Origin of the sequence: Rhodococcus sp. KRD197, assembly GCF_017168235.1 — a bacterium.
Taxonomy (GTDB): Bacteria; Actinomycetota; Actinomycetes; order Mycobacteriales; family Mycobacteriaceae; genus Rhodococcoides.
This window is the reverse complement of the sequence record NZ_JABFAO010000015.1, coordinates 202,878-222,029: the sequence shown is the minus strand read 5'-3', so window position 1 is coordinate 222,029 and position 19,152 is coordinate 202,878. Positions and strand designations below refer to the sequence as shown.

Annotated in this window: 17 protein-coding genes; 5 read left to right on the top strand and 12 right to left on the bottom strand. The window is 64.9% G+C overall.

From position 1 onward, the window contains the following. Nucleotides 1-53: 53 nt before the first annotated feature. From J1M86_RS21860 to iolC, 5 genes are all read right to left on the bottom strand, one after another. On the bottom strand, nt 54-1,307 hold the full coding sequence (locus tag J1M86_RS21860) for a D-alanyl-D-alanine carboxypeptidase family protein (RefSeq protein WP_241260515.1): 1,254 nt from the start codon (nt 1,305-1,307) through the stop codon (nt 54-56). A gap of 133 nt (nt 1,308-1,440) precedes the next feature. Then, nucleotides 1,441-3,399 carry a 3D-(3,5/4)-trihydroxycyclohexane-1,2-dione acylhydrolase (decyclizing) gene (gene iolD, locus J1M86_RS21855; protein WP_206511341.1) on the bottom strand — a complete coding sequence of 653 codons (1,959 nt, stop codon included), beginning with the start codon at nt 3,397-3,399 and terminating at the stop codon, nt 1,441-1,443. Next, nucleotides 3,396-4,358 (bottom strand): 5-deoxy-glucuronate isomerase, encoded by a 963-nt coding sequence (iolB, locus tag J1M86_RS21850; RefSeq protein ID WP_206511340.1) that lies wholly within the window; start codon nt 4,356-4,358, stop codon nt 3,396-3,398. Before iolB ends, iolD begins: the two co-directional genes overlap by 4 nt. Before the next feature lie 3 nt (nt 4,359-4,361). Further along, complete coding sequence (locus J1M86_RS21845) at nt 4,362-5,261, bottom strand: aldolase (protein ID WP_206511339.1); 900 nt, start codon at nt 5,259-5,261, stop codon at nt 4,362-4,364. Then, on the bottom strand, nt 5,254-6,255 hold the full coding sequence (gene iolC, locus J1M86_RS21840) for a 5-dehydro-2-deoxygluconokinase (RefSeq protein ID WP_075840765.1): 1,002 nt from the start codon (nt 6,253-6,255) through the stop codon (nt 5,254-5,256). Before iolC ends, J1M86_RS21845 begins: the two co-directional genes overlap by 8 nt. Before the next feature lie 265 nt (nt 6,256-6,520). Between iolC and J1M86_RS21835 the strand changes: the two genes are divergently transcribed. Next, nucleotides 6,521-7,258 (top strand): GntR family transcriptional regulator, encoded by a 738-nt coding sequence (locus tag J1M86_RS21835; RefSeq protein ID WP_206511364.1) that lies wholly within the window; start codon nt 6,521-6,523, stop codon nt 7,256-7,258. Nucleotides 7,259-7,266: 8 nt separating this feature from the next. Here the strand turns inward: J1M86_RS21835 and J1M86_RS21830 are convergent, their stop codons facing one another. Then, entirely contained in the window at nt 7,267-8,265 is a 999-nt protein-coding gene (locus J1M86_RS21830) for a LacI family DNA-binding transcriptional regulator (protein WP_206511338.1), read from the bottom strand. A gap of 170 nt (nt 8,266-8,435) precedes the next feature. Here J1M86_RS21830 and J1M86_RS21825 point away from each other — a divergent pair, with 170 nt between their 5' ends. Then, nucleotides 8,436-9,617: a Gfo/Idh/MocA family protein gene (locus J1M86_RS21825; protein WP_206511337.1), complete on the top strand. Its 1,182-nt coding sequence runs from the start codon at nt 8,436-8,438 to the stop codon at nt 9,615-9,617. Nucleotides 9,618-9,639: 22 nt separating this feature from the next. On the opposite strand, the gene J1M86_RS21820 is transcribed toward J1M86_RS21825, so the two are convergent. Genes J1M86_RS21820 through J1M86_RS21810 form a run of 3 tightly spaced genes read right to left on the bottom strand, consistent with a single transcriptional unit; the run spans nt 9,640 to nt 12,529 of the window. Next, nucleotides 9,640-10,620 (bottom strand): Gfo/Idh/MocA family protein, encoded by a 981-nt coding sequence (locus tag J1M86_RS21820; RefSeq protein ID WP_206511336.1) that lies wholly within the window; start codon nt 10,618-10,620, stop codon nt 9,640-9,642. Then, nucleotides 10,617-11,525: a sugar phosphate isomerase/epimerase gene (locus J1M86_RS21815; protein WP_206511335.1), complete on the bottom strand. Its 909-nt coding sequence runs from the start codon at nt 11,523-11,525 to the stop codon at nt 10,617-10,619. Before J1M86_RS21815 ends, J1M86_RS21820 begins: the two co-directional genes overlap by 4 nt. Next, nucleotides 11,522-12,529: a Gfo/Idh/MocA family oxidoreductase gene (locus J1M86_RS21810; RefSeq protein WP_206511334.1), complete on the bottom strand. Its 1,008-nt coding sequence runs from the start codon at nt 12,527-12,529 to the stop codon at nt 11,522-11,524. The genes J1M86_RS21815 and J1M86_RS21810 overlap by 4 nt, the downstream gene beginning before the upstream one ends. Before the next feature lie 110 nt (nt 12,530-12,639). Here J1M86_RS21810 and J1M86_RS21805 point away from each other — a divergent pair, with 110 nt between their 5' ends. Together J1M86_RS21805 and J1M86_RS21800 are read left to right on the top strand one after the other, a co-directional pair. Then, nucleotides 12,640-13,680, top strand: a complete 1,041-nt coding sequence (locus tag J1M86_RS21805) for a LacI family DNA-binding transcriptional regulator (protein ID WP_206511333.1) — start codon at nt 12,640-12,642, stop codon at nt 13,678-13,680. A gap of 39 nt (nt 13,681-13,719) precedes the next feature. Then, nucleotides 13,720-14,547: an aldo/keto reductase gene (locus J1M86_RS21800; RefSeq protein ID WP_206511332.1), complete on the top strand. Its 828-nt coding sequence runs from the start codon at nt 13,720-13,722 to the stop codon at nt 14,545-14,547. On the opposite strand, the gene J1M86_RS21795 is transcribed toward J1M86_RS21800, so the two are convergent. Both J1M86_RS21795 and J1M86_RS21790 read right to left on the bottom strand, forming a co-directional pair. Beyond that, nucleotides 14,517-15,731 (bottom strand): lipase family protein, encoded by a 1,215-nt coding sequence (locus tag J1M86_RS21795; RefSeq protein ID WP_307786709.1) that lies wholly within the window; start codon nt 15,729-15,731, stop codon nt 14,517-14,519. The two genes, J1M86_RS21800 and J1M86_RS21795, sit on opposite strands and share 31 nt — an antisense overlap. Nucleotides 15,732-15,772: 41 nt before the next feature. After that, nucleotides 15,773-17,287 (bottom strand): M28 family peptidase, encoded by a 1,515-nt coding sequence (locus tag J1M86_RS21790; protein ID WP_307786708.1) that lies wholly within the window; start codon nt 17,285-17,287, stop codon nt 15,773-15,775. A gap of 79 nt (nt 17,288-17,366) precedes the next feature. On the opposite strand from J1M86_RS21790, the gene J1M86_RS21785 reads away from it, so the two are divergent. After that, the gene (locus tag J1M86_RS21785) at nt 17,367-18,044 is read left to right on the top strand and encodes a TetR/AcrR family transcriptional regulator (protein ID WP_206511331.1); all 678 of its coding nucleotides are present in this window, start codon (nt 17,367-17,369) and stop codon (nt 18,042-18,044) included. 15 nt (nt 18,045-18,059) lie between these two features. On the opposite strand, the gene J1M86_RS21780 is transcribed toward J1M86_RS21785, so the two are convergent. Then, nucleotides 18,060-19,040 (bottom strand): sugar-binding transcriptional regulator, encoded by a 981-nt coding sequence (locus tag J1M86_RS21780; RefSeq protein WP_075840739.1) that lies wholly within the window; start codon nt 19,038-19,040, stop codon nt 18,060-18,062. Nucleotides 19,041-19,152 lie beyond the last annotated feature (112 nt).

Genomic DNA, 19,152 nt, shown 5'->3' with positions numbered 1-19,152 from the left:
GGTGCTGGGGCGGTGGGGGCGCCGCTGACCGGCCCAGCATGGGTCCGCGCGAATCAACGCCGTCGATTCAGTTGACGTGCCCAGAGCAGCAGACCCAGCACGATCAGTGCGCCGATGACCGCGAAACCGATTCGAATCACGGTGTCGCCGCCCGCCTGCAGGGCCGACGCTCGCGCACTGGCAGCGGGATCGGTCTGTCCGGCAGGATCGGTCGGCGGCGATGCCAGCGTGGGCACCGCGGGGCGGGTGCTCGTGACCGGTGCGGCGGAATCCTGGTCCACGAGTACACCGACTGTCGAGCCAACGGGTAGCGCGAAGCCGTAGTCCAGCAGCCGCGCTGCCTGCTCCCACGGACGAATAGGCAGGACGTCACCCAGCATCAACGTGACGGCGAGTCGTCGGCCGTCGCGGGCGGCGGCGCCGACGAAGGTCTGTCGGGCAGAGTCGGTGAATCCTGTCTTGCCCCCGAGCGCGCCATCGTAGTTGTACAGCAACTGGTTGTCGTTCGACAGCGCGAATCCTGGCCGGTCCACGTCCTCGGTGATGGCGGGATCTCGGGGGTAGCCCGGGAAATCGACCATCTCGGTGGAAATCAGTCGCGCGAACGTCGGGTCCGCCATCGCGGAACGAAAGATCAACGCCATGTCGTAGGCCGAGCTCGACATCCCGGGCCCGTCGAGACCGGACGGACTCGCCGTCCTCGTGTCGAGCGCACCCAACGAAGTTGCCTTCGCGTTCATTTTCTCGACCGCGGCCTCGTTGCCACCGAGCTGCGCGGCCAGCGCGTGCGCGGCGTCGTTCCCGGATGCCATCACCAGACCCTGCATCAACTGCATGTTCGTGTAGACGCCGCCCTTTCCTAGTCCGACGGAGCTGCCTTCGATACCGGCATCCTCAGCTGTGGCGACGGTGGTCTTGTTCAGATCGAGCTCATCGAGCACGACGAGGGCGAGAAGAATCTTGATGATGCTGGCGGGTCGGTAGCGCCCGTGCGGATCCTTTGCCGCGAGAACGTCGCCGCTATCGAGATCGGCGAGCACCCAACCGGTTGCCGAGATGTCCGCAGGCAACGGGGGAGCCCCGTCGGGTGTCACGGTGCCGCACTCGGCGAGAGCGTCACCGCCGATAGCTTCAGCAGGCACGGGAAGGGCAGGAGGGGCGGTTTGTCCTGGCTCAGGCACCTCCGACAGGTCGATCGCAGGTGGCGGCGACGTCGCGAACGGGCAGTTGTCGGTGTCCGGTGTCGCGAAAGGTGTGGTGGTCGGCGGTGGCTCGGGTGGCTGAGCGCCGACCGGCGCCGAGCCCATGAGCACCAGTACAACAGACGCCGACGCCACCACGAACCCACGAATCGTTCTCATCGCGAACCACCTTAGGCGCTTCGCGCATGTGCGTGGAAATACATAGCCTGCTATGTATTTCCACGCACATGGGGGAGGGTCAGTTACCGGACGGCCGGAGGAAGGGGCGCTGGATCTTCTTCCACTTCTCGTAAGTGGCATACGCGGACCGGGTGGACTCGAGCGTCGACGTCGCGCTGACCGGAACATCCCACCAGGACTCGGAATCCGGCGCCCCGACGAGTGGGTCCGTCTCGACATGGATGACCGTGCTCGTCTGGCTCGCCTTGGCGATCTTGACCGCGTCGGTGAACTCGGCACCGTTCTCGACCCGCACGACCTCCACTCCCAGGCTGGCGGCGTTGGCTGCGAGATCGACGGGCAGAATCTCACCGTCCAAACGGCCCTGTTCGCCGCGGTAGCGATAGTCGGTTCCGAATCGCTGCGAACCCAGCGACTCCGAGAGCGATCCGATGGAGGCGAAGCCGTGATTCTGCACCAGGATCACGATGATCTTGACGCCTTCCTGGACGGCGGTGACGAGCTCGGTGGCCATCATCAGGTACGAGCCGTCGCCGACCATGACGAACACGTCGCGGTCGGGCTCGGCCATCTTCGCACCGATCCCGCCGGCGATCTCGTAGCCCATGCACGAGAATCCGTACTCGACGTGGTATCCCTTGGAATCTCGTGTGCGCCAGAGCTTGTGCAGGTCGCCTGGCATCGATCCGGCGGCACAGACCACGACATCATCCGGATCGGACAGCGTGTTCGCGAGGCCGATCACCTGATTCTGGTTCAACGGCGCAGTCGGATCCTCGATCTTGTACACCGAGGAAACCGTCGCGTCCCACTGGGTCGCCAGGTTTGAAACAAGGGTGCGGTAGTCGGCCGGTACCTCGTAGTCGGCCAGCTCGGCCTCGAGGGCTTCGAGCGCCTCGCGGGCGTCGGAGACGACGGAGATGCCGCCTTGCTTGACCGAGTCGATGGACGCGACGTTGATGTTGACGAATCGCACGTCCGGGTTGTTGAAGGCGGTACGCGAGGCGGAGGTGAAGTCGCTGTAGCGAGTGCCGATTCCGATGATGACATCAGCTTCGGTGGCGAGGGCGTTCGCGGCAGTGGTGCCGGTAGAACCGACCGCGCCCACCGACTGTGGATGGTCGTAGGGCACAGCCCCTTTGCCGGCCTGGCTCTGGCCGACGGGTATTCCGGTCTTCGAGACGAACGATGCGAGTGCGGCGGTGGCGCCGGAGTAGATGACCCCGCCGCCGGCGACGATCATCGGCTTCTGCGCGCTGCGGATGACCTCGGCTGCGCGTGCGATGACCGACTTTTCCGGCAGCGGGCGGGCGATGTGCCACGTACGCGGTGCGAACAGCGACTCCGGCCAATCGAACGCCTCTGCCTGCACGTCCTGCGGGATGGCGACGGTGGCAGCGCCGGTCTCGACCGGATCGGTCAGCACGCGCATTGCGCCGAGCAAAGCCCCGGGCAGCTGTTCGGGACGCCACACCCGGTCGAAGTACCGCGAGAGCGGCTTGAACGCGTCGTTGACCGTGACGTCACCGCTCGAGGGGAGTTCCAGCTCCTGAAGCACCGGGGCGCTCACGCGGGTGGCGAACGTGTCCGCTGGCAGCAACAGGACAGGCAGGCGATTGATCGTCGCCAGGGCAGCACCTGTCAGCATGTTCGTCGAGCCGGGACCGACGCTGGCCGTGACAGCCCAGGTCTGCATTCGATCCTTCTGACGTGTGTAGGCGACGGCACTGTGCACCATGGCCTGCTCGTTGCGCCCGAGGACGTACGGCAATTCCGGTTCGTTGCCGCCTTCGACGGCGTCGATCTCGGCCTGCAGGAGCGCCTGCCCGAGGCCGGCGACGTTGCCGTGGCCGAAGATGCCGAATGCGCCGGCGAAGAACTTGGTGCGTGTGCCGTCGCGCTCGACGTACTGGTTTGCCAAGAATTTCACGACGGCCTGGCTCACGGTGAGGTGAACTGTGTCCTCGGTATTCTCGGTCTTGTTCGCCGAGATCGGCGCAGTGGACACCACGGTCATGCTCCTTCGGAAGCGGGGTCGAGGGTAAGGCCGTTCAAGGGAAGACGAGGGTCGACGGCCTGCTCTTCCCAGGTGCCGCGGATCCAGGTGTGCTCGGGGTCGTCGACGATGTTCCAGGCTCGTTCCTTACCCGGTCCGGCCATGACGTTGAGGTAGTACATGTGGTAGCCGGGGGCAGCGACGGACGGGCCGTGGTAGCCGTGCGGCACCAGGACGACATCGCCCGTGCGGACCTCTTCGAGCACCTCGATCGGCCGCTGCGGCGTCCCGTATACGCGGTGGTAGCCGAAGCCGGCGCGCTCGCCCGGGCCGGGCGCGATCTCGAAGTAGTAGATCTCTTCCAGCGCAGTCTCGCTCGCGGTGTTCTCGTCGTGCTTGTGGCCCGGGTAGGACGACCAGTTGCCGCCGGGGGTGATGACCTCGCAAGCGATGAGCGAGTCGGCTTCGAATCTGTCGGCGGTACCGAAATTGTGTACCTGCCGACTGCAGTTCCCCGCACCGCGCAGCTCGACCGAGACATCGGCTGCTGCCACGTACCGGAGGGGAAGCTTGTTCTGGGCCCGAGCTCCGCACAGCGCGAAGCGCCCGCCGTCGGTGCTGGCGACCGTGTACGAGGAATCCTTGCCGACGTAGACGAAGTCCGACGGTCCGTCGAACACCGATGTGCGGCCCTGTAATTCGAACTTCGTACCGTCACTGGTGACTGTCGCAGAACCGGACAATGGGACGATCATGATCTCGTCGGCGCCGGACTCGAGGTCCACGGACTTCCCGGCAGCAAGGCTCAGCGTCCACAGGCTCGATTCCGTCCAGCCTGATCGGGTCGTTCCGCCGGCTCCACTCCTGCCTAATCGGGTCGTTCCGCCGGCTCCACTCCTGCCGGCCGTCTCGGGCGTCACGACGACGTCGAAGTGGTCCTGGCCGCCTGTTCCTGCTTTGATGTAGTACTCGGAGTTCATCTTTCACCTCACCATGTCCACGGCGGTGCCGACTGCTTTCGCGACGTCGCCGTCCTGCGGGTAGAGCAGCGTGCGTCCGACGATCAGGCCGCGCACTGCGGGAATCTCGAGCGCCTTCGCCCAGCTGGCGTAGGTCTCGTCCGGTGCAGTCTGAGGGTCGCCCCCGAGTAGCAGCGTAGGTAGGGTGGTCGCATCCATGACGCGCTCCATCTCGTCGACGACAGGCAGCTTCATCCAGGTGTAGGCGGAGGTGGATCCGAGGCCCTGGGTGATGTGGATCGATTTGATGACGGCGTCGGCGCTGAGGTCGTTGACGACGCGGCCGTCGACACGGCTGGACAGGAACGGTTCGACCATCGCGATGAGGTTTTCGGCGGCGAGTTCGTCGATGGCCCGAGCGCAGGCGGTCATGGTCTCGAGTGTCCCGGGGTCCTCGAGCGCGATCCGAGTGAGCATTTTCGCTCCGTTCATGCGCGCTTTGGCGGTCGACGCAGCGGTGGCTCCCGTCATTCGGTCGTCGAGTTCGAACGACGCGCCGGCCAACCCCCCGCGATTCATCGACGAGAAGACGACCTTGTCCTCGAGCGCTCCGAGCAGCACGAGATCGTCGAGGATCTCTGCCGAGGCAAGAACGCCGTCGACGCCGGGGTTGGCCAGTGCCGTGCGGAGCCGATCGAGCAGTTCGGTGCGGCTGTTCATCGCGGTGGCATCGGCCCCGACCGAGAGTGCGCCGCGGGCTGGGTGATCGGCAGCGACGATCATCAATCGACCGTTGCCGCGGACGGTGTCGCGGGTGACCCGAGTGGCCCAGGCTCGGTCGATCGCCTGCGGGTTGGTCGCGCGCAGCGCGGTCACCTCGGCGTACGTCGACGCGGCAGCAGGGGTCAGGGTGGTCTCAGACATTGACGGCCTCGTTGTCGGATTTTTCGGTGGCGGACTTTTCCGCAAGGGCGGCGACCTCGGCTGCGGTCGGCATCGCGGTCGAGCATTCGAGGCGAGAGGCGACGATGGCGCCGGCAGCGTTGCCGTAGCGGAGGATCTTCTCGAGTGGCCAGCCGGCCAGGAGGCCGTGGCACAGTGAACCGCCGAAACTGTCGCCCGCACCGAGGCCATTGACGACGTCGACGAAATTCGGTGGGACGGTGACGGTCTCCGAGCGGGTCTTGCCCATGACCCCTTTCGGCCCCATCTTGACGATGGCCAGCTCTACGCCGAGGTCGAGGAGCGCGTCGGCAGCAGCGTGTGGATCGGTCTCGCCGACGGCGATCTCGCATTCCTCTTTGTTCCCGACGGCAACGGTGACGTGCCGGAGTGCGCGCTGAACCTGCTCGGTCGCGGCGGCGGGGGAGTGCCAGAACATCGGTCGGTAGTCGAGGTCGAGCACGGTCAGCGGCGCGCGTTCGCGTGCTTCCCAGGCGGTGAAGTGGGCGCTGCGGCTCGGCTCCTCGGACAGGCCGGTCACCGTCGACCAGTACAGGCGGGCGCTGCGGACGGCGGCCGAATCGATGTTCTCGGGTCGGACCTGCAGATCCGGCGCGGAGGGCTTGCGGTAGAAGTACAACGGGAAGTCGTCCGGCGGAAAGATCTCGCAGAAGGTGACGGGCGTTGCGTACGTCTCGTCGACGACGATGAATCGATTGTCGACACCGAGGCGAACGAGCTCACCGGAGACATACCGGCCGAAGGGATCGTCGCCGACGCCGGAGATCAGGGCCGATGTGCACCCGAGGCGTGCTGCGGCAACGGCGACGTTCGCTGCGCTTCCGCCGAGGAACTTGCCGAAGGACTCGACGAGCTCGAGGCCGACGCCGGTTTGCAGCGGGTAGATGTCGACGCCGCTGCGCCCGATGGCGAGGACGTCGAAGGCCGTGGTGTTCGCATCGGCTGAGGTGGTCAAGATCGACTCCAGAGGGTTTCGGGAATGTACGACGGAGAGGTGACACGTGCACACGGCTTGTCGAGTTCTACTGTGCGCTAGTTCACAGGTTCATGTCAATACTTTGTCCTGACATTCTTACTTCAAGTCAAGGCGATGTTAGTGTTCACCTACACTTCGATCAAACCGGGCATCGAAACGACTGCCCCTGAAGTAGATACGGAGCCGGACTGTGACTGCCTCGAACACGTCCACGGGCGACGCCAAGTCCACGGTGCGATCATCGGTGGCGACGCCATTGTCCGTCGAGCTGGACCGCGGTAGCCCGGTTCCTCTGTACTTCCAACTCGCCCAAGCGATCGAGTCGGCGATTCTCGGCGGGCTGTTGGCCCCCGGCGATCGATTCGAGAACGAACTGGCCTTGGCCAAGCGCCTCAACCTTTCGCGTCCCACGACACGGCGTGCCATCCAGGAGCTGGTGGACAAGGGGCTGCTGGTTCGGAAGCGAGGCGTCGGTACCCAGGTGGTGCAGAGTCCGGTCCATCGCCCCGTAGAACTCACCAGCTTGTTCGACGACCTCGCTCGGGCGGGGCAGAGTCCGTCCACCAAGTTGCTCGACTACCACGTCGGCATCCCGACGGCCGAGGTCGCACGTGAGCTCAATCTCGCCGACGACGTCGAAGTGGTCACCATTCGCCGACTCAGGAGCACGAACGGCGAGCCATTGGCATTGATGACCAATCACCTGCCGTCGGCAATCGCTCCCGACCCGGAAGAGCTCGAATCGCACGGGTTGTATCAATCGCTGCGAACCAGGGGTGTGCACATCCGGCTCGCCCGGCAGCGGATCGGTGCGAAAGCCGCCGATCGTGAAGAGGCGCAACTGCTCGATGAGAAGTTCAAGGCACCGCTGCTGACGATGCATCGAACGGCATTCGACGACTCGGGGAGCGTCGTGGAGTTCGGCTCGCACGCCTACCGCGCCTCGCGCTACTACTTCGACACCACCGTCGTCGACCGCTGAGCCGGCCGTCAGGCGCCAGTCGCGGCGGTGGACCCACGCACCTGGATGGCGGGCGGGACGAGCTGCAGTGAGCCTGCAGCCGACGGGTCCGCAATACGCTCCACCAGCGCGGTAGCCGCCCGCCGTCCGAGCTCGACGGTCGCGTTTTCCACGCTCGTCAGCCGCACATGTCGTAGTTGTGCGATGGATGTGTTGTCGTATCCCACCACCGACACCTCGGCCGGGACCGCCAGTCCCATGTCCTGGCAGGCGGTCATGACGCCGATCGCGACGAGGTCGTTGACGGCGTAGATTGCGGTGGGTCGACCTGTCTGCAGCAGCCGGGTCCCTGCGCGGTGCCCGTCGTCCTCGGTCATGTCGCTCTCCTCCACACGGATGTGACGGGTGAGTCCGTGCGCCGTCATCGCCGCTCGATAGCTCTCGGCGCGGATGTCGGCCACCGCGCCCAGGCCCGCGACGTGCGCGATTGCGCTGTGTCCCAAGTCGACGAGGTGGCCTACCGCCAGCTGGGTTCCGAGCTCGTCGTCGCTGGCAACGATGTCGACGCCCGGAAAGTCGAGATCGCGGCTCGCGACGACCACGGTAGGCATGGATGCGGCTGCCTCAGCGATCGCCGGCGTGGGGTTTCGAGTGCCCACGAGAGCCAGGCCGTCGAGCCGCAGATCCATGAAGCTTTCCACGAAGGACTCGTCGGAGCTGCGGTCCAGTCGGCCATCGGCGAGGAACATTTTCAGATCATGTTGCTGCAGAACCGAGTTCATCCCTTCGAGGCAGTCGACGAACCATGGGTTGCGCAGGTCGTTGAGAAGCACTCCCACGATGTTCGTTCGGCGCTGGCTGAGGCTACGTGCGCTGAGGTTGGGGCGGTAACCCAACTCGCGAATGGCCTTCTCGACCGCCTCGCGTTTCTCGTCGCTGACTGAGCTCGATCCGCGAAGTACCAGTGAAACAAGCGATTTGGATACCCCGGCGTGGGCGGCGACGGTACGAATGGTCGGCTGCGCCACGTGGGGTCCTTTCGTGCGAGAGGGGCGGTGTCTCGACGACGCTAGCAGGCGCAGGGGTGTTGACACGCCTGCGTTGGATCGGCAAGACTGACCACGGATTGGACCGGTCCAAAAGGTTCGTGGGCGCCGGTCGGTTCGCACCTTCTTCCAGCTTTCGAGGAGACACACCAGTGAGTTCACCGCACGGCACGAGTTCACCGCAGGGAATCAGGGTCGCCGTCGCCGGTTTCGGTTGGATGGGCCGCGTGCACACGCAGGCCTACGCCCGCATCCGGCATCACTACCCGCACCTCGCTCTGGCCCCGACGCTCGCGACTGTCGCCGACGAGGTCCCGGGACGGGCCGAGGAAGCGGCCGCGCAATTCGGTTTCGAAGGGTCCACCACCGACTGGCACGACATCGAGGCGGATCGGGCAATCGGCGCTGTGTCCATCACGGCCCCGAACTTCCTGCACCGCAGCATCGGAACTGCGATGGCCGAGGCGGGCAAACACATCTGGATCGAAAAGCCAGTCGGCTTGTCCGCCGACGATGCGCGTGCTGTGGCCCTGTCCGCGGACAAGGCGGGAGTGCAGACGTCCGTCGGATTCAACTACCGCAATGCACCCGCCGTCGAGGAAGCCAAGGCACTCATCGACTCCGGCGAGCTCGGTACCGTCACCCACGCTCGTTTTCGATTCTTCAGTGACTACGCAGCGCACCCGGACGGCGCCCTCAGTTGGCGGTTCGAGAGGGCTCGCGGAGGTAACGGAGTGCTGGGTGATCTCGCCTCGCACGGCGCGGATCTGCTGTGGTACCTCCTGGGGGACATCGATTCTCTGGTCGCGGACACCGCGGTTTTCGTGCCACAGCGGGCCACGCCGCTCGGGGCGACCAGTGGACACGCACTCGCCACCGGAGGTGAACTCGGTCCGGTCGAGAACGAAGACTTCGTGAGCAGTCAGATTCGGTTGGCCTCGGGCGCACGGGCAACGCTCGAAGCGAGCCGCGTGTCGGTCGGCGAACAGAACGCCTACGGATTCGAGATCCACGGCACCAAAGGCGCGGTCTTCTGGGATTTCCGGCGCCTCGGCGAACTCGCGGTCAGCCTCGGAGACAGGTACCAGGATCAGCCGGTCTCGACCATCTACGTGGGACCGAAGCAGGGCGAATACGGGGCCTTTCAACCGGGCTCGGCGTCCTCGATGGGTTACGACGACCTCAAGGTCATCGAAGCCGAACGCTTCCTGCGGTCCATCGCCGAGGGCAAGCCGATCGGCGCCACGGTGTGGGACGCCGTGCGCAGTGCCAAGGTTCTGGACGCCATGACCGAGTCCGTCGACTCCGGAAGGTGGGTCGCGCCCGGCGCGTGAAGCAGAACGCTCGACGCAGAACTCAGCGAGGTGACATTCCGGCGGCGCGATAAGCCTCGTCGACCATGGTCATGTTCGCAACTGCGTCGTCAGCGTCGATCGGCAGTGGCGTTCCCTCGGTCAGATGTTCGGCGAAGGTCTCCAACTGATAGGTGTACGACGACCGCGTGCCGAGGTTCTCGACCGTGGTGTCCGAACCGATCGTGACGGTGATTCGATCGTCCTGATGCGGTTCGATGAAGTTGTGGGCACATGCTCGGCCCTTCGATCCGAACAATGTCAGCGTGAACTGGTGGGCTGGATGGATCATCGAATTCAGGGACGCACCGGTCGCCCCGTTCGGGAATTCGAGGTCGACGTCGAAGGTTTCGTCGATTCCTGGGGACCGCTCGACAGCGCGTGCCTCGACGATCCTAGGAGATCCTCCTGCCCAACTTCCGAGGAGCCGGTGGGAGTGCAGTCCGTAGCAGCCCAGATCCATCAGTGCTCCACCGGCAAGTTCGAGCGACCAACGCGGATCGGTCGGCGCGGGAGTCGGCATGCGCATCGCCACCTCGACATGCCGGAGCTCACCGAGGGTGCCCTCGCTCAGCAACTGCTGCAGCCGTCGCGTGACCGGGTGAAAGAGGTAGTGAAACCCCTCCATCACGGTGACGCCCTGTGCTGAAGCGAGATCCGCGACGTGCGCGGCCTCGGTGCGGTTGCGAGCGAAGGGCTTCTCGGTCAGCACGGGCTTTCCTGCTCTGACTGCCGCAAGATTCCAGGGTGCGTGCAGAGAGTTGGCCAACGGGTTGTAGACGACGTCCACATCCGGGTCGTCGATGAGGTCCTGATACGACGGAAGGGCGCGTTCCACACCATGTTTCGAGGCAAACGCTTCGGCCCGACCGTGGTCCCGTGCGGCACAGGCAACGAGGCGGTGACCGAGCATGCGGGCCGGCTCGACGATTGCGTTCTCGGCGATTCGCGACGCACCGAGAACGCCGATTCGCAGCCCGCTCATACCGTGGACGGTACGCGGGCTTTCACCACTTCACGAAGGTAGGCGACACTGGCGATGACGTCGATCACGGGTCCGGCGTCGGTCGGTTCGGCCGTGAGAATCGTGTCCTGTTCCAACACGAACCAACCGTCGAATCCGGCGTCGAGCAATCCCAGAACAACCCGTTCGATGTCGACGTCACCTGTGCCCAGCGGGGTGTACATGCCGCTGGCGACGGCCTCGGTGTACGTCAGTTCGCCCGATTGCACCCGCGCCGCGAGCGCGGCATCGACATCCTTGAGGTGCGCGTGGGTGATCCGAGAGGCGTGCGAGGTGACGAGGTCCAGCGGATCGGTTCCGCCGATGAGGAGATGACCTGTGTCGAGGCACAGTCCGATGGCGGAACCGTCGAGTACCCGGTACACCTCGTCCCGCTGCTCGACCATGGTGCCGACGTGGGGATGCAGCACCGCTCGGATGCCACGATCGGCAGCCGCCTGTTCGAGGCGATCCAAGTTGCGCAGCAATGTGTTCCACTGATTCTCATCGAGCTCGGGGCGAGAATCGTAGCCGTCGGTCCCGGTGACGGCGGCAAGCACGATGACCTCGGCTCGCGAGGCGACGAAAGCGTCGAGGAGCGGTGCGATGCCGGGGACCGGATCGTGATCGGCGTCGTGCAGAAGCACGGGGGCGAAGCCGCCGACGGATGTGAGCCCGACCTCGTCGAGGGTGGCGGCGAGCTCGTTCGGATCGGCGGGCAGAAATCCCTCCGGTCCGACTTCCGTGGCGGTCAGCCCGGCGTCGCGCATTTCGGTGAGCACGCGGGCGGGCGCGATCTGGTGACCCCACCCGGGTACCTCGCAGACGCCCCAGGAGATCGGTGCTCCGGCGATACGGATGTCGGTCTGGTTCTTCGTAGTGGTCACAGTCGTACCTCGTCGATTCGCACCGGGCGGTGCTGTTGTAGGGACAGTGTCGCGGCCTCTGCGATGAAGGCGACTTCGAGTGCATCTCGCGGCGTGCAGGGAGATTCGAGACGGCCCTCGACGACGTCGACGAACGCACCCAATTCGAGCTGGTAGGCGGAAGCGAAGCGATCCATGAAGAAACTGTGTGGAGTCCCGGTGGGGAAGGTGGCGCCCGTTTCCAGATTGCGGACGGGAACTTGCTCGTCCCATCCGGCCACGACGGCATCCTCGCTGCCGTGTACTTCGAGTCGGCAGTCGTAGCCGCGCGCGTTGTAGCGGGTGTTGGACACCACGCCGATGGTGCCGTTGTCGAAAGTGAGTGTGGTGGTAGCGGTGTCGACGTCGCCTGCGGCGGCGAAAGCCGGATCGCCCTGGTTGGAACCCGCCGCGTAGACCTCGACGACCTCGCGGCCGACGATCCAGCGAACGATGTCGAAGTCGTGCACGCTGCAGTCGCGGAAGATGCCACCGGAGACGGCGACGTAGTCCATCGGAGGGGGCGCGGGATCGAGAGTCGTCGAGCGGACGGTGTGCAGCCACCCGAGCTCGCCGGAGGTCACCGCGTTCTTGGCGGCAGCGAAGGCCGGGGCGAAGCGGCGGTTGTAACCGATCTGAACCGGCACGCCGGAGGATTCGATGCCGGTGACGACGGCGACGCTCTCACCTGGCGTCGCGGCGAGTGGCTTCTCGCAGAACACCGGAATTCCGGCATCGACGCAGGCCAGGACCAGCGAGGCGTGTGCGGGTGTCGCTGCGGCGACGACAACCCCGTCGACGCCCGACGCGATCAGTTCAGCCGCGCTGTCGACGGCTTTCGCGCCGAACTCGGCGGCAACGGCCGCGGTGACCGCCGGACGTTCGTCGGTGACGACCAGGCCGTCGACACCGGGCAGGGTGCTCAGTGTGGCTGTGTGGAAAGCGCCGATTCGGCCGAGGCCGACTACGCCGAGGATAACGCCCATTGCGAGTGTCCTAACGAATGATGAAGCTGAGGTGACAGTCACGAGTCTGTACTCGCGCTGCCGTACTATCAAGGTCGAAAAGCCGTCAAAAATACCTCAGGAGTCCGGGCGTGACGCATCGCTACAAGGTTCGCGAGATCGCCCAGCAGGCGGGCCTGAGCGAAGCGACGGTAGATCGAGTGCTGCACGATCGGCCAGGCGTCCGGGCGAATACGAGAGCTGAAGTCCAACAGGCGATCACAGACCTCGACAAGCAGCGGACGCAGCTCAAGCTGAACGGCCGCAAGTTCTTGTTCGACGTCGTGATGCAAACACCGGCGCGGTTCTCGACGGAATTCAGGTCGGCATTGGAAGCCGAGCTGCCGATGCTGTCGCCGGCCGTGGTCAGGTGTCGATTTCACCTCCGGGAGACCGAATCGGTGCCGAGGATGGTCGAGGACCTGACGAGGATTGCCGCCAAAGGGTCGCACGGGGTGATCGTCAAGGCACCCGACGATCCGGACGTGGTTGCCACGATCGATCATCTCGTCGAGGTCGGCATCCCGGTCGTCACGTACGTGACCGATGTGCCGGACAGCAAGAGATCCAGCTACGTCGGAATCGACAACAGAGCGGCTGGAGCAACTGCGGCCTACCTGGTGGACAGCTGGCTCGCTGACGGCGACGCCGCCGTTCTCATCGTCTCGACCAGCAACATCTTTCGCAACGAAGGCGAGCGCGAGATGGGCTTTCGCAGCACGCTGCGCGCGCTGGGCAGTGAACGGGGCACGGCGGGTAGGCGCGTCGTGGAGATCACCGACAGCGAGGGTCTGGACGAAACAGTGGAACTACTCGTCGAGCGCGCCCTCGCCGAGCACGATCGTCTGGAAGCGGTGTACTCGATCGGCGGCGGAAACACCGGCGCCGTGCGAGCTTTCGAGCGCTTGGGTCGACGCTGCCGGGTCTTCGTCGGCCACGATCTCGACAGTGACAACCGTCGGTTGTTGCGGTCCGGGTCGGTCTCGGCCATCCTCCATCACGATCTGCGAGCCGACGCCAGGCTGGCATGCAGAATCCTGATGCAGGAGGGTGGGGGAGTCGGCGGTGTGGAGGGCGAGCGATCTCCGATCCAGATCCTGACACGATTCAATGCACCCCACAGTTCGCACTGACTGCTTTCATTCTTTGGCTGAAGTTCTGAAAGGACCCCTATGACGCCCACGATCACACTCAACGACGGACACGTCCTGCCGCTCCTCGGCCTCGGGACCGTGCAGTCCGAAGGTGAGGACATGGCGTCGACGGTCACGTCGGCACTCGACGCCGGATACCGCCTGATCGACACCGCCCTGAGTTACGGCAGTGAAAGCGGAGTGGGTCGGGCTGTGGCCAGCTCGCTGGTCGCGCGTGAGGACATCTCGATTTCGACCAAGATTCCGGGTCGCTTTCATGGCTACGACGAAGCGAAAGGGTCGGCACGGACGTCGATGAACGACCTGGCGGTCGACTACATCGACCTGCTGCTCATTCACTGGCCGCTACCCAGGGTCGGCAAGTACGTCGACACGTGGCGCGCGATGATCGATCTGCAACAGGAAGGAAAGGTCAGGTCGATCGGCGTCTCCAACTTCACGGTCGAGCATTTGGACCGGCTCGCGTCGGAGACCGCGGTGGTGCCCGCCGTCAACCAGATCGAAATGCATCCGTACTTTCCGCAGGCCGAGTTGCGCGCTTACCACGCCGAACACGGCATCGTCACCGAAAGCTGGAGCCCACTCGGCCGCGGCTCCGAACTGCTCGCGGCTGCGCCGATCGCCGACGCCGCCGCGGCGCACGGCGTCACGCCGGGACAGGTCGTGCTGCGCTGGCACGTCCAACTCGGTGCGATCCCGCTCCCCAAATCGTCGAATCCCGACCGTCAGCGCCAGAACCTCGACGTCTTCGGATTCGAACTGACCGACGACGAGGTCGCTGCTATCTCCGGGCTCGAGCGTGGCCGAATCTGGGATCAGGACCCGGACACGTACGAGGAATTCTGAGATTCTTTCGCAGTGGTTGGAGCGGGCGACGGAAGCGGTCGATGTCGGTCGAACGCCAGTCTGGTCCAGTCGACGATCTGTGCCGCGACGCCAGGACGGGTGGCGACGTCCGTATGACCACCGGGATGGTGCGCGAAGGTCACCTCGTTCCCCGCTCGTCTGTAGCTCTCCGCGAGACCGACCACGACAGGGAGGGGTGCGACGGCGTCGGACTGTGCGGCATCGATTCGCACGGGGATGTGGGTATCGATGGACAGGTGAGCGACGTCGTTCGCATCGGTGATCGCGGCAAGACGCCCCAGGGCCTCCTCGCCGCGGGGGCCGAGTAACTCGCTGGGGGCGAGCGCTCCGATCGACTGCGCCGATGCCAGCTCGCCGTAACACAACGTGTCTACCTCGGCCATTGCCTCGGATGCTCGAGCGCTCAGTCCACCCTCGGTGGTCAGCGTGTGGAAATCCTCGTCGACGGCCGATGCACCGTTGATCATCAGTGCAGCCAGGCCCACCAGGTCACCAATACCGGGTCCCGCCCAAGGGATACGGCTCGCCTGGGTGACGATCGTCCCCATCTGTGTCGGTGGGGCGAGCGCGGCGACACCGCGCAGGGACAATCCGCCCCATTCTTCGACCGGGAGCGCGGCGGCCCACAGGGATGCGACCGCGCCCTCGGAGTGGCCCGCGAGGATGACATCGGTGCCGATGTCGGGATAGTAGGTCTGCGCGGCGCGCGCTATGTCGACCACGGAGCGCGCGAGCGATGACCCGATGAGGTACGGATGGGTCCCGGGTCCGCCCATGCCTTCGTAGTCGGGCCTGGCGACGGCGAACCCGGAGTCGAGCAGACCCGTGACGACGGCGTCACCGCTCGTCATTCGGGCCAGCTCGGGGTCACCGTACGACGCGGTGGACGGGGCGCACCGATCGGCGGCACCGGTGGTCATGTGACTCCACACGACGAGCGGCCATCCCCCGGGAGGTGGTGGCGTCGACGGCAGTAGCAGCGATCCCGTCATCGGGGTGGGGTGGCCTGCGACCGAGGTCGACTCGTACGTGACCACGAGTGTCTTCGCTGCGCCGGGGAGAGCGACCGGACCCTCGTGTACTTCCTGCGCTCGGACGATGCGGGGCGCCACTGTCGAGTCGAAGCCTTCCGCCGAGGCGGCGACGGGTGCCGCGGCCGCCACCGCCAGACACATCACGACTGAGAGGGCGCGCCCCGTGTGTCTCACCGTATCCCCGCAGGTATGAGTCCGATGGAGTCGCTCGGCTCGCGGTCGATCCGGTCGAGCATGTCGCGGAAGAACAGTGCGACGGGAGTCAGTTGGCTGCGATCGACCTTGTCGATGGTGTCGGCGTCGTCGTACATGTAGAGCGGGCCGGCGATGAAGCTGATGGTGGGAATACCTGCGGCGAGGACGAACGAGGCGTCAGTGGGAACACCCAGGCGGAAATAGTCGAAGGGAGCGCCGTTGAGCATCGTCGTCGCCCTCACGTCATTGCGTGCAAGCGCGTCGGCCATGTCGAGTTTCAGGCCCAGGTTGACGGTTTCGAAGACTCCCTTCGGCTCGGGGACGTCGAGGGTGACGAGGGTGCCGTCGACGTTCTTACGGGCATGTTTGCCCACGTGTTCGATCGTTGCGTTCGCGACGATGCGCCAGGGGGTACTCGGCGACGTGATGTACTTGTCCACGAACGCCATATGCGCTTGATAGCCGGTGAAGTGGGTGTCGAACGTGACGAACATCAGCGACTTCTCGCGTGGCTCGTAGCCGGGTTGTGTGGCAAGGGCACCGTAGTGTTCGGCCAAGGCGATCACCTCAGCTGTTCCGGTGGCATCCTCTACGGCACCGGGTCCTACCGAATCGTGGTGGGACTGAACCATGACGGTGTCGTTCGTGCGGCCCGGGAGCATGCCGACCACCGTTCGTGCCGTCACCTCACGGCGATCGACGGTGAGATCGATCCGCGCTCGATTGCCGTTGCCGGGCAGCGAGGTACGCAATGCCGCACCGTCTTTCGCCGTCACCCACATTCCGGGCAGGGTGACCGCCAGTCTGCGGTAGTACTCGTTGTGGTAGCGGTTGGAATCGAAGTAGTCCGCAAGTACGCCGATGAAACCGACAGCGCCTCCCGCCATGGCGGTGCGTACCGTCGATTCGAGCGAGGTGAGGTAGGGGTTGGCGGACAGCAGGGTGTCGGGGTCGAAGCGCATCCCGTCCGGGTCGTTGATGTGTTCGGCGAGCGGTAGTAGACCGACCAGGGGAAGATAGAAGGACAGGTCGAAAAGAACGATCTTGCCGCTCATGTCGACGCCGGATCCGTCTCCGCGGCCGATGTCGACGACCTCTGCCTCGAGCCCGTCCGGCCCGGTGGTGCGGTAGCTCGCGCGAGCGTCGGCACCGATGAACGAGTGCGAGACGGGATTGGCGTCGATGCGGGACGCGCCCACGTGCAAGGCATGATCGGAGGCAATCCAATCGTATGAAGAGTTTTCCTCGACGTGTACCTGCAGGCCGGCGGCGGTGAAACGTTCCTGAACATAGTCAGCGGCGCGGGCTCCACCCGGTGAACCGGTTGCGCGCGGCGCCATTTCGGTAAGGTCGGTGACGGTGCTCATGATCGAATCGGTGCTCAGTGGCCAGGTTGGGTCCCCGGCCGCGGTGACGGGTGCAAGCAGGGACGTGACCGCAACCGTGAGCGCTATGGCTGTGGCGGGCATTATCGAACGACGAAGCTGCACAGCTTCTCCTCGATTCGGTGTGACAGTGAGTTAAGTACGCGAACGTACGCTACTAGGAGATGGTCCGATCCGCCAGCAATTGCACAACTCCGAGCACATTCCCTCCATCACCGACGGAATCTTCTTCACCGTTCCACCGAAGCTGCCCCGTGGACCGCACGGACTCGACCGCGAGGCCGTACTCGATATCAATCGCGAGCGTTTGATGATCGCGTTCACCGAGCTCGTGGCCGCGCACGGGTACGCAGCTACCGGCGTGAAGGAAGTGGTCGCCCGATCGAAGGTCTCTCGCTCGTCATTCTATGAATGCTTCGAGGACAAGGAGCAGTGCGCGGACGCGGCCTACGAGCGGTTCATCACCGTGCTCACCCAGAAAATGATTGCCCATCTGGCATACGGCGATATCGAAGCCGACGTCACTCGAATCCTCATCGCCTATTTGACGACGCTGCAGAGTGACCTGGTGGTTGCGCGGGCCTTCCAGGTCGAGATGGATGCCGCCGGAAGAATCGCTCGTGACCGTCGCCGCGCCGCTCTCCATGGGCTCGCTGCAGTTCTGCATGCGGAACATCGACGCCAGTGCGACACCGACGCCACGTTGGATCCAGACCTGCCAGCGGAAGTCTTCGTCGCATCCGTTTACGCTGCGCGCCAGCTGGCCTCGGACCTTCTCGACACCGAAGTCGCGCCGGATCTGGTCGCCGTCGTTCCACGCATATCGGGATGGCTCAGCGCGGGCCTTCGCCGCACCACCTGATTGTGCGTCGGGAACTCACAGTGAGCGCATCACCAACGCCGCGGCACTGATGTCGTCGATCACCAGGTCGGTGATCAAGCCGCCTTTCAGCGCCGCGTTCAGCGCATCGATCTTGGACTCGCCGGCGATGATGCAGAGACGGCGGGGGACTGCTTTGAGTCGGTCGAGACTGGGGCCGCTCGATCGGGCGTTGAGGGCAATGCGGTCGTAGCTGCCATCGGACCGCAGGAATACCGTCGCGATGTCGCCGACGACGCCGTCGCGCTCGAGTTCGGCGCGATCGCCGCGTTCGAGGTAGCCGGCGCTGTAGACGTGACTGGGTACCGCGCCGCCGACGACACCGATGGAGAACACCGCCAGATCCATGCGGTCCTGTAGCTCGAGGACGCGTTTGATGCTTCTTTCGCGCCACAGGTGCGCGCGTGTCTCGGGGTAGTCGAAGAACGCCGGTACGGGAAATCCCTGCGCCGCAGCGCCGTACGCGTCTGCAAAAGTCCTGATGATGTCGGTTGCGTAGGACACCCCTGTGGTGCGGGTGTTGGCCGCACCGTTGAGTTGAACGACGTGCGAGTTGTGGGTGCGTTTGGGAGCGAGCTTGCGGCTGACCGCGCTGACGGTGGTTCCCCAGGCGACTCCCATGACCATGTCCGACTCGACGTACGACGTCAGCAATCGACCGGCGAACGTGGCAACGCGGTCGAGCCGCTGCAAGTCGTCGACGGTTTCCGAGACAGGCACGACGTGTGCACGAATGTCGTACCGATCGGCGAATGCTTGCTCGATGCGGGGCGCCTGCCCGAGAGGTGTGGAGACCTTGATTTCCACGAGTCCCGACGCTCGTGCGAACGTGATGAGCCGCGACACCGTCGAACGAGATACGCCCAGCTCGCGACCGATTGCCGCCATCGTCATGTCCTGGAAGTAGTACAGCCGAGCGGCCTGCGTGGCATGGCCGATCCGCAGATCGGTTTCCGGTAGAGGGCCTGGCTCGGACACAAGGATCAGTGTAGGTCCGTTTTGCACATATGTGCACCAGCTTTGAAAGATAGTGCAAGCGATCTACCGTGGCATTTGCACCCAATGTGGCGTGCATCACCAATTCTTGGAG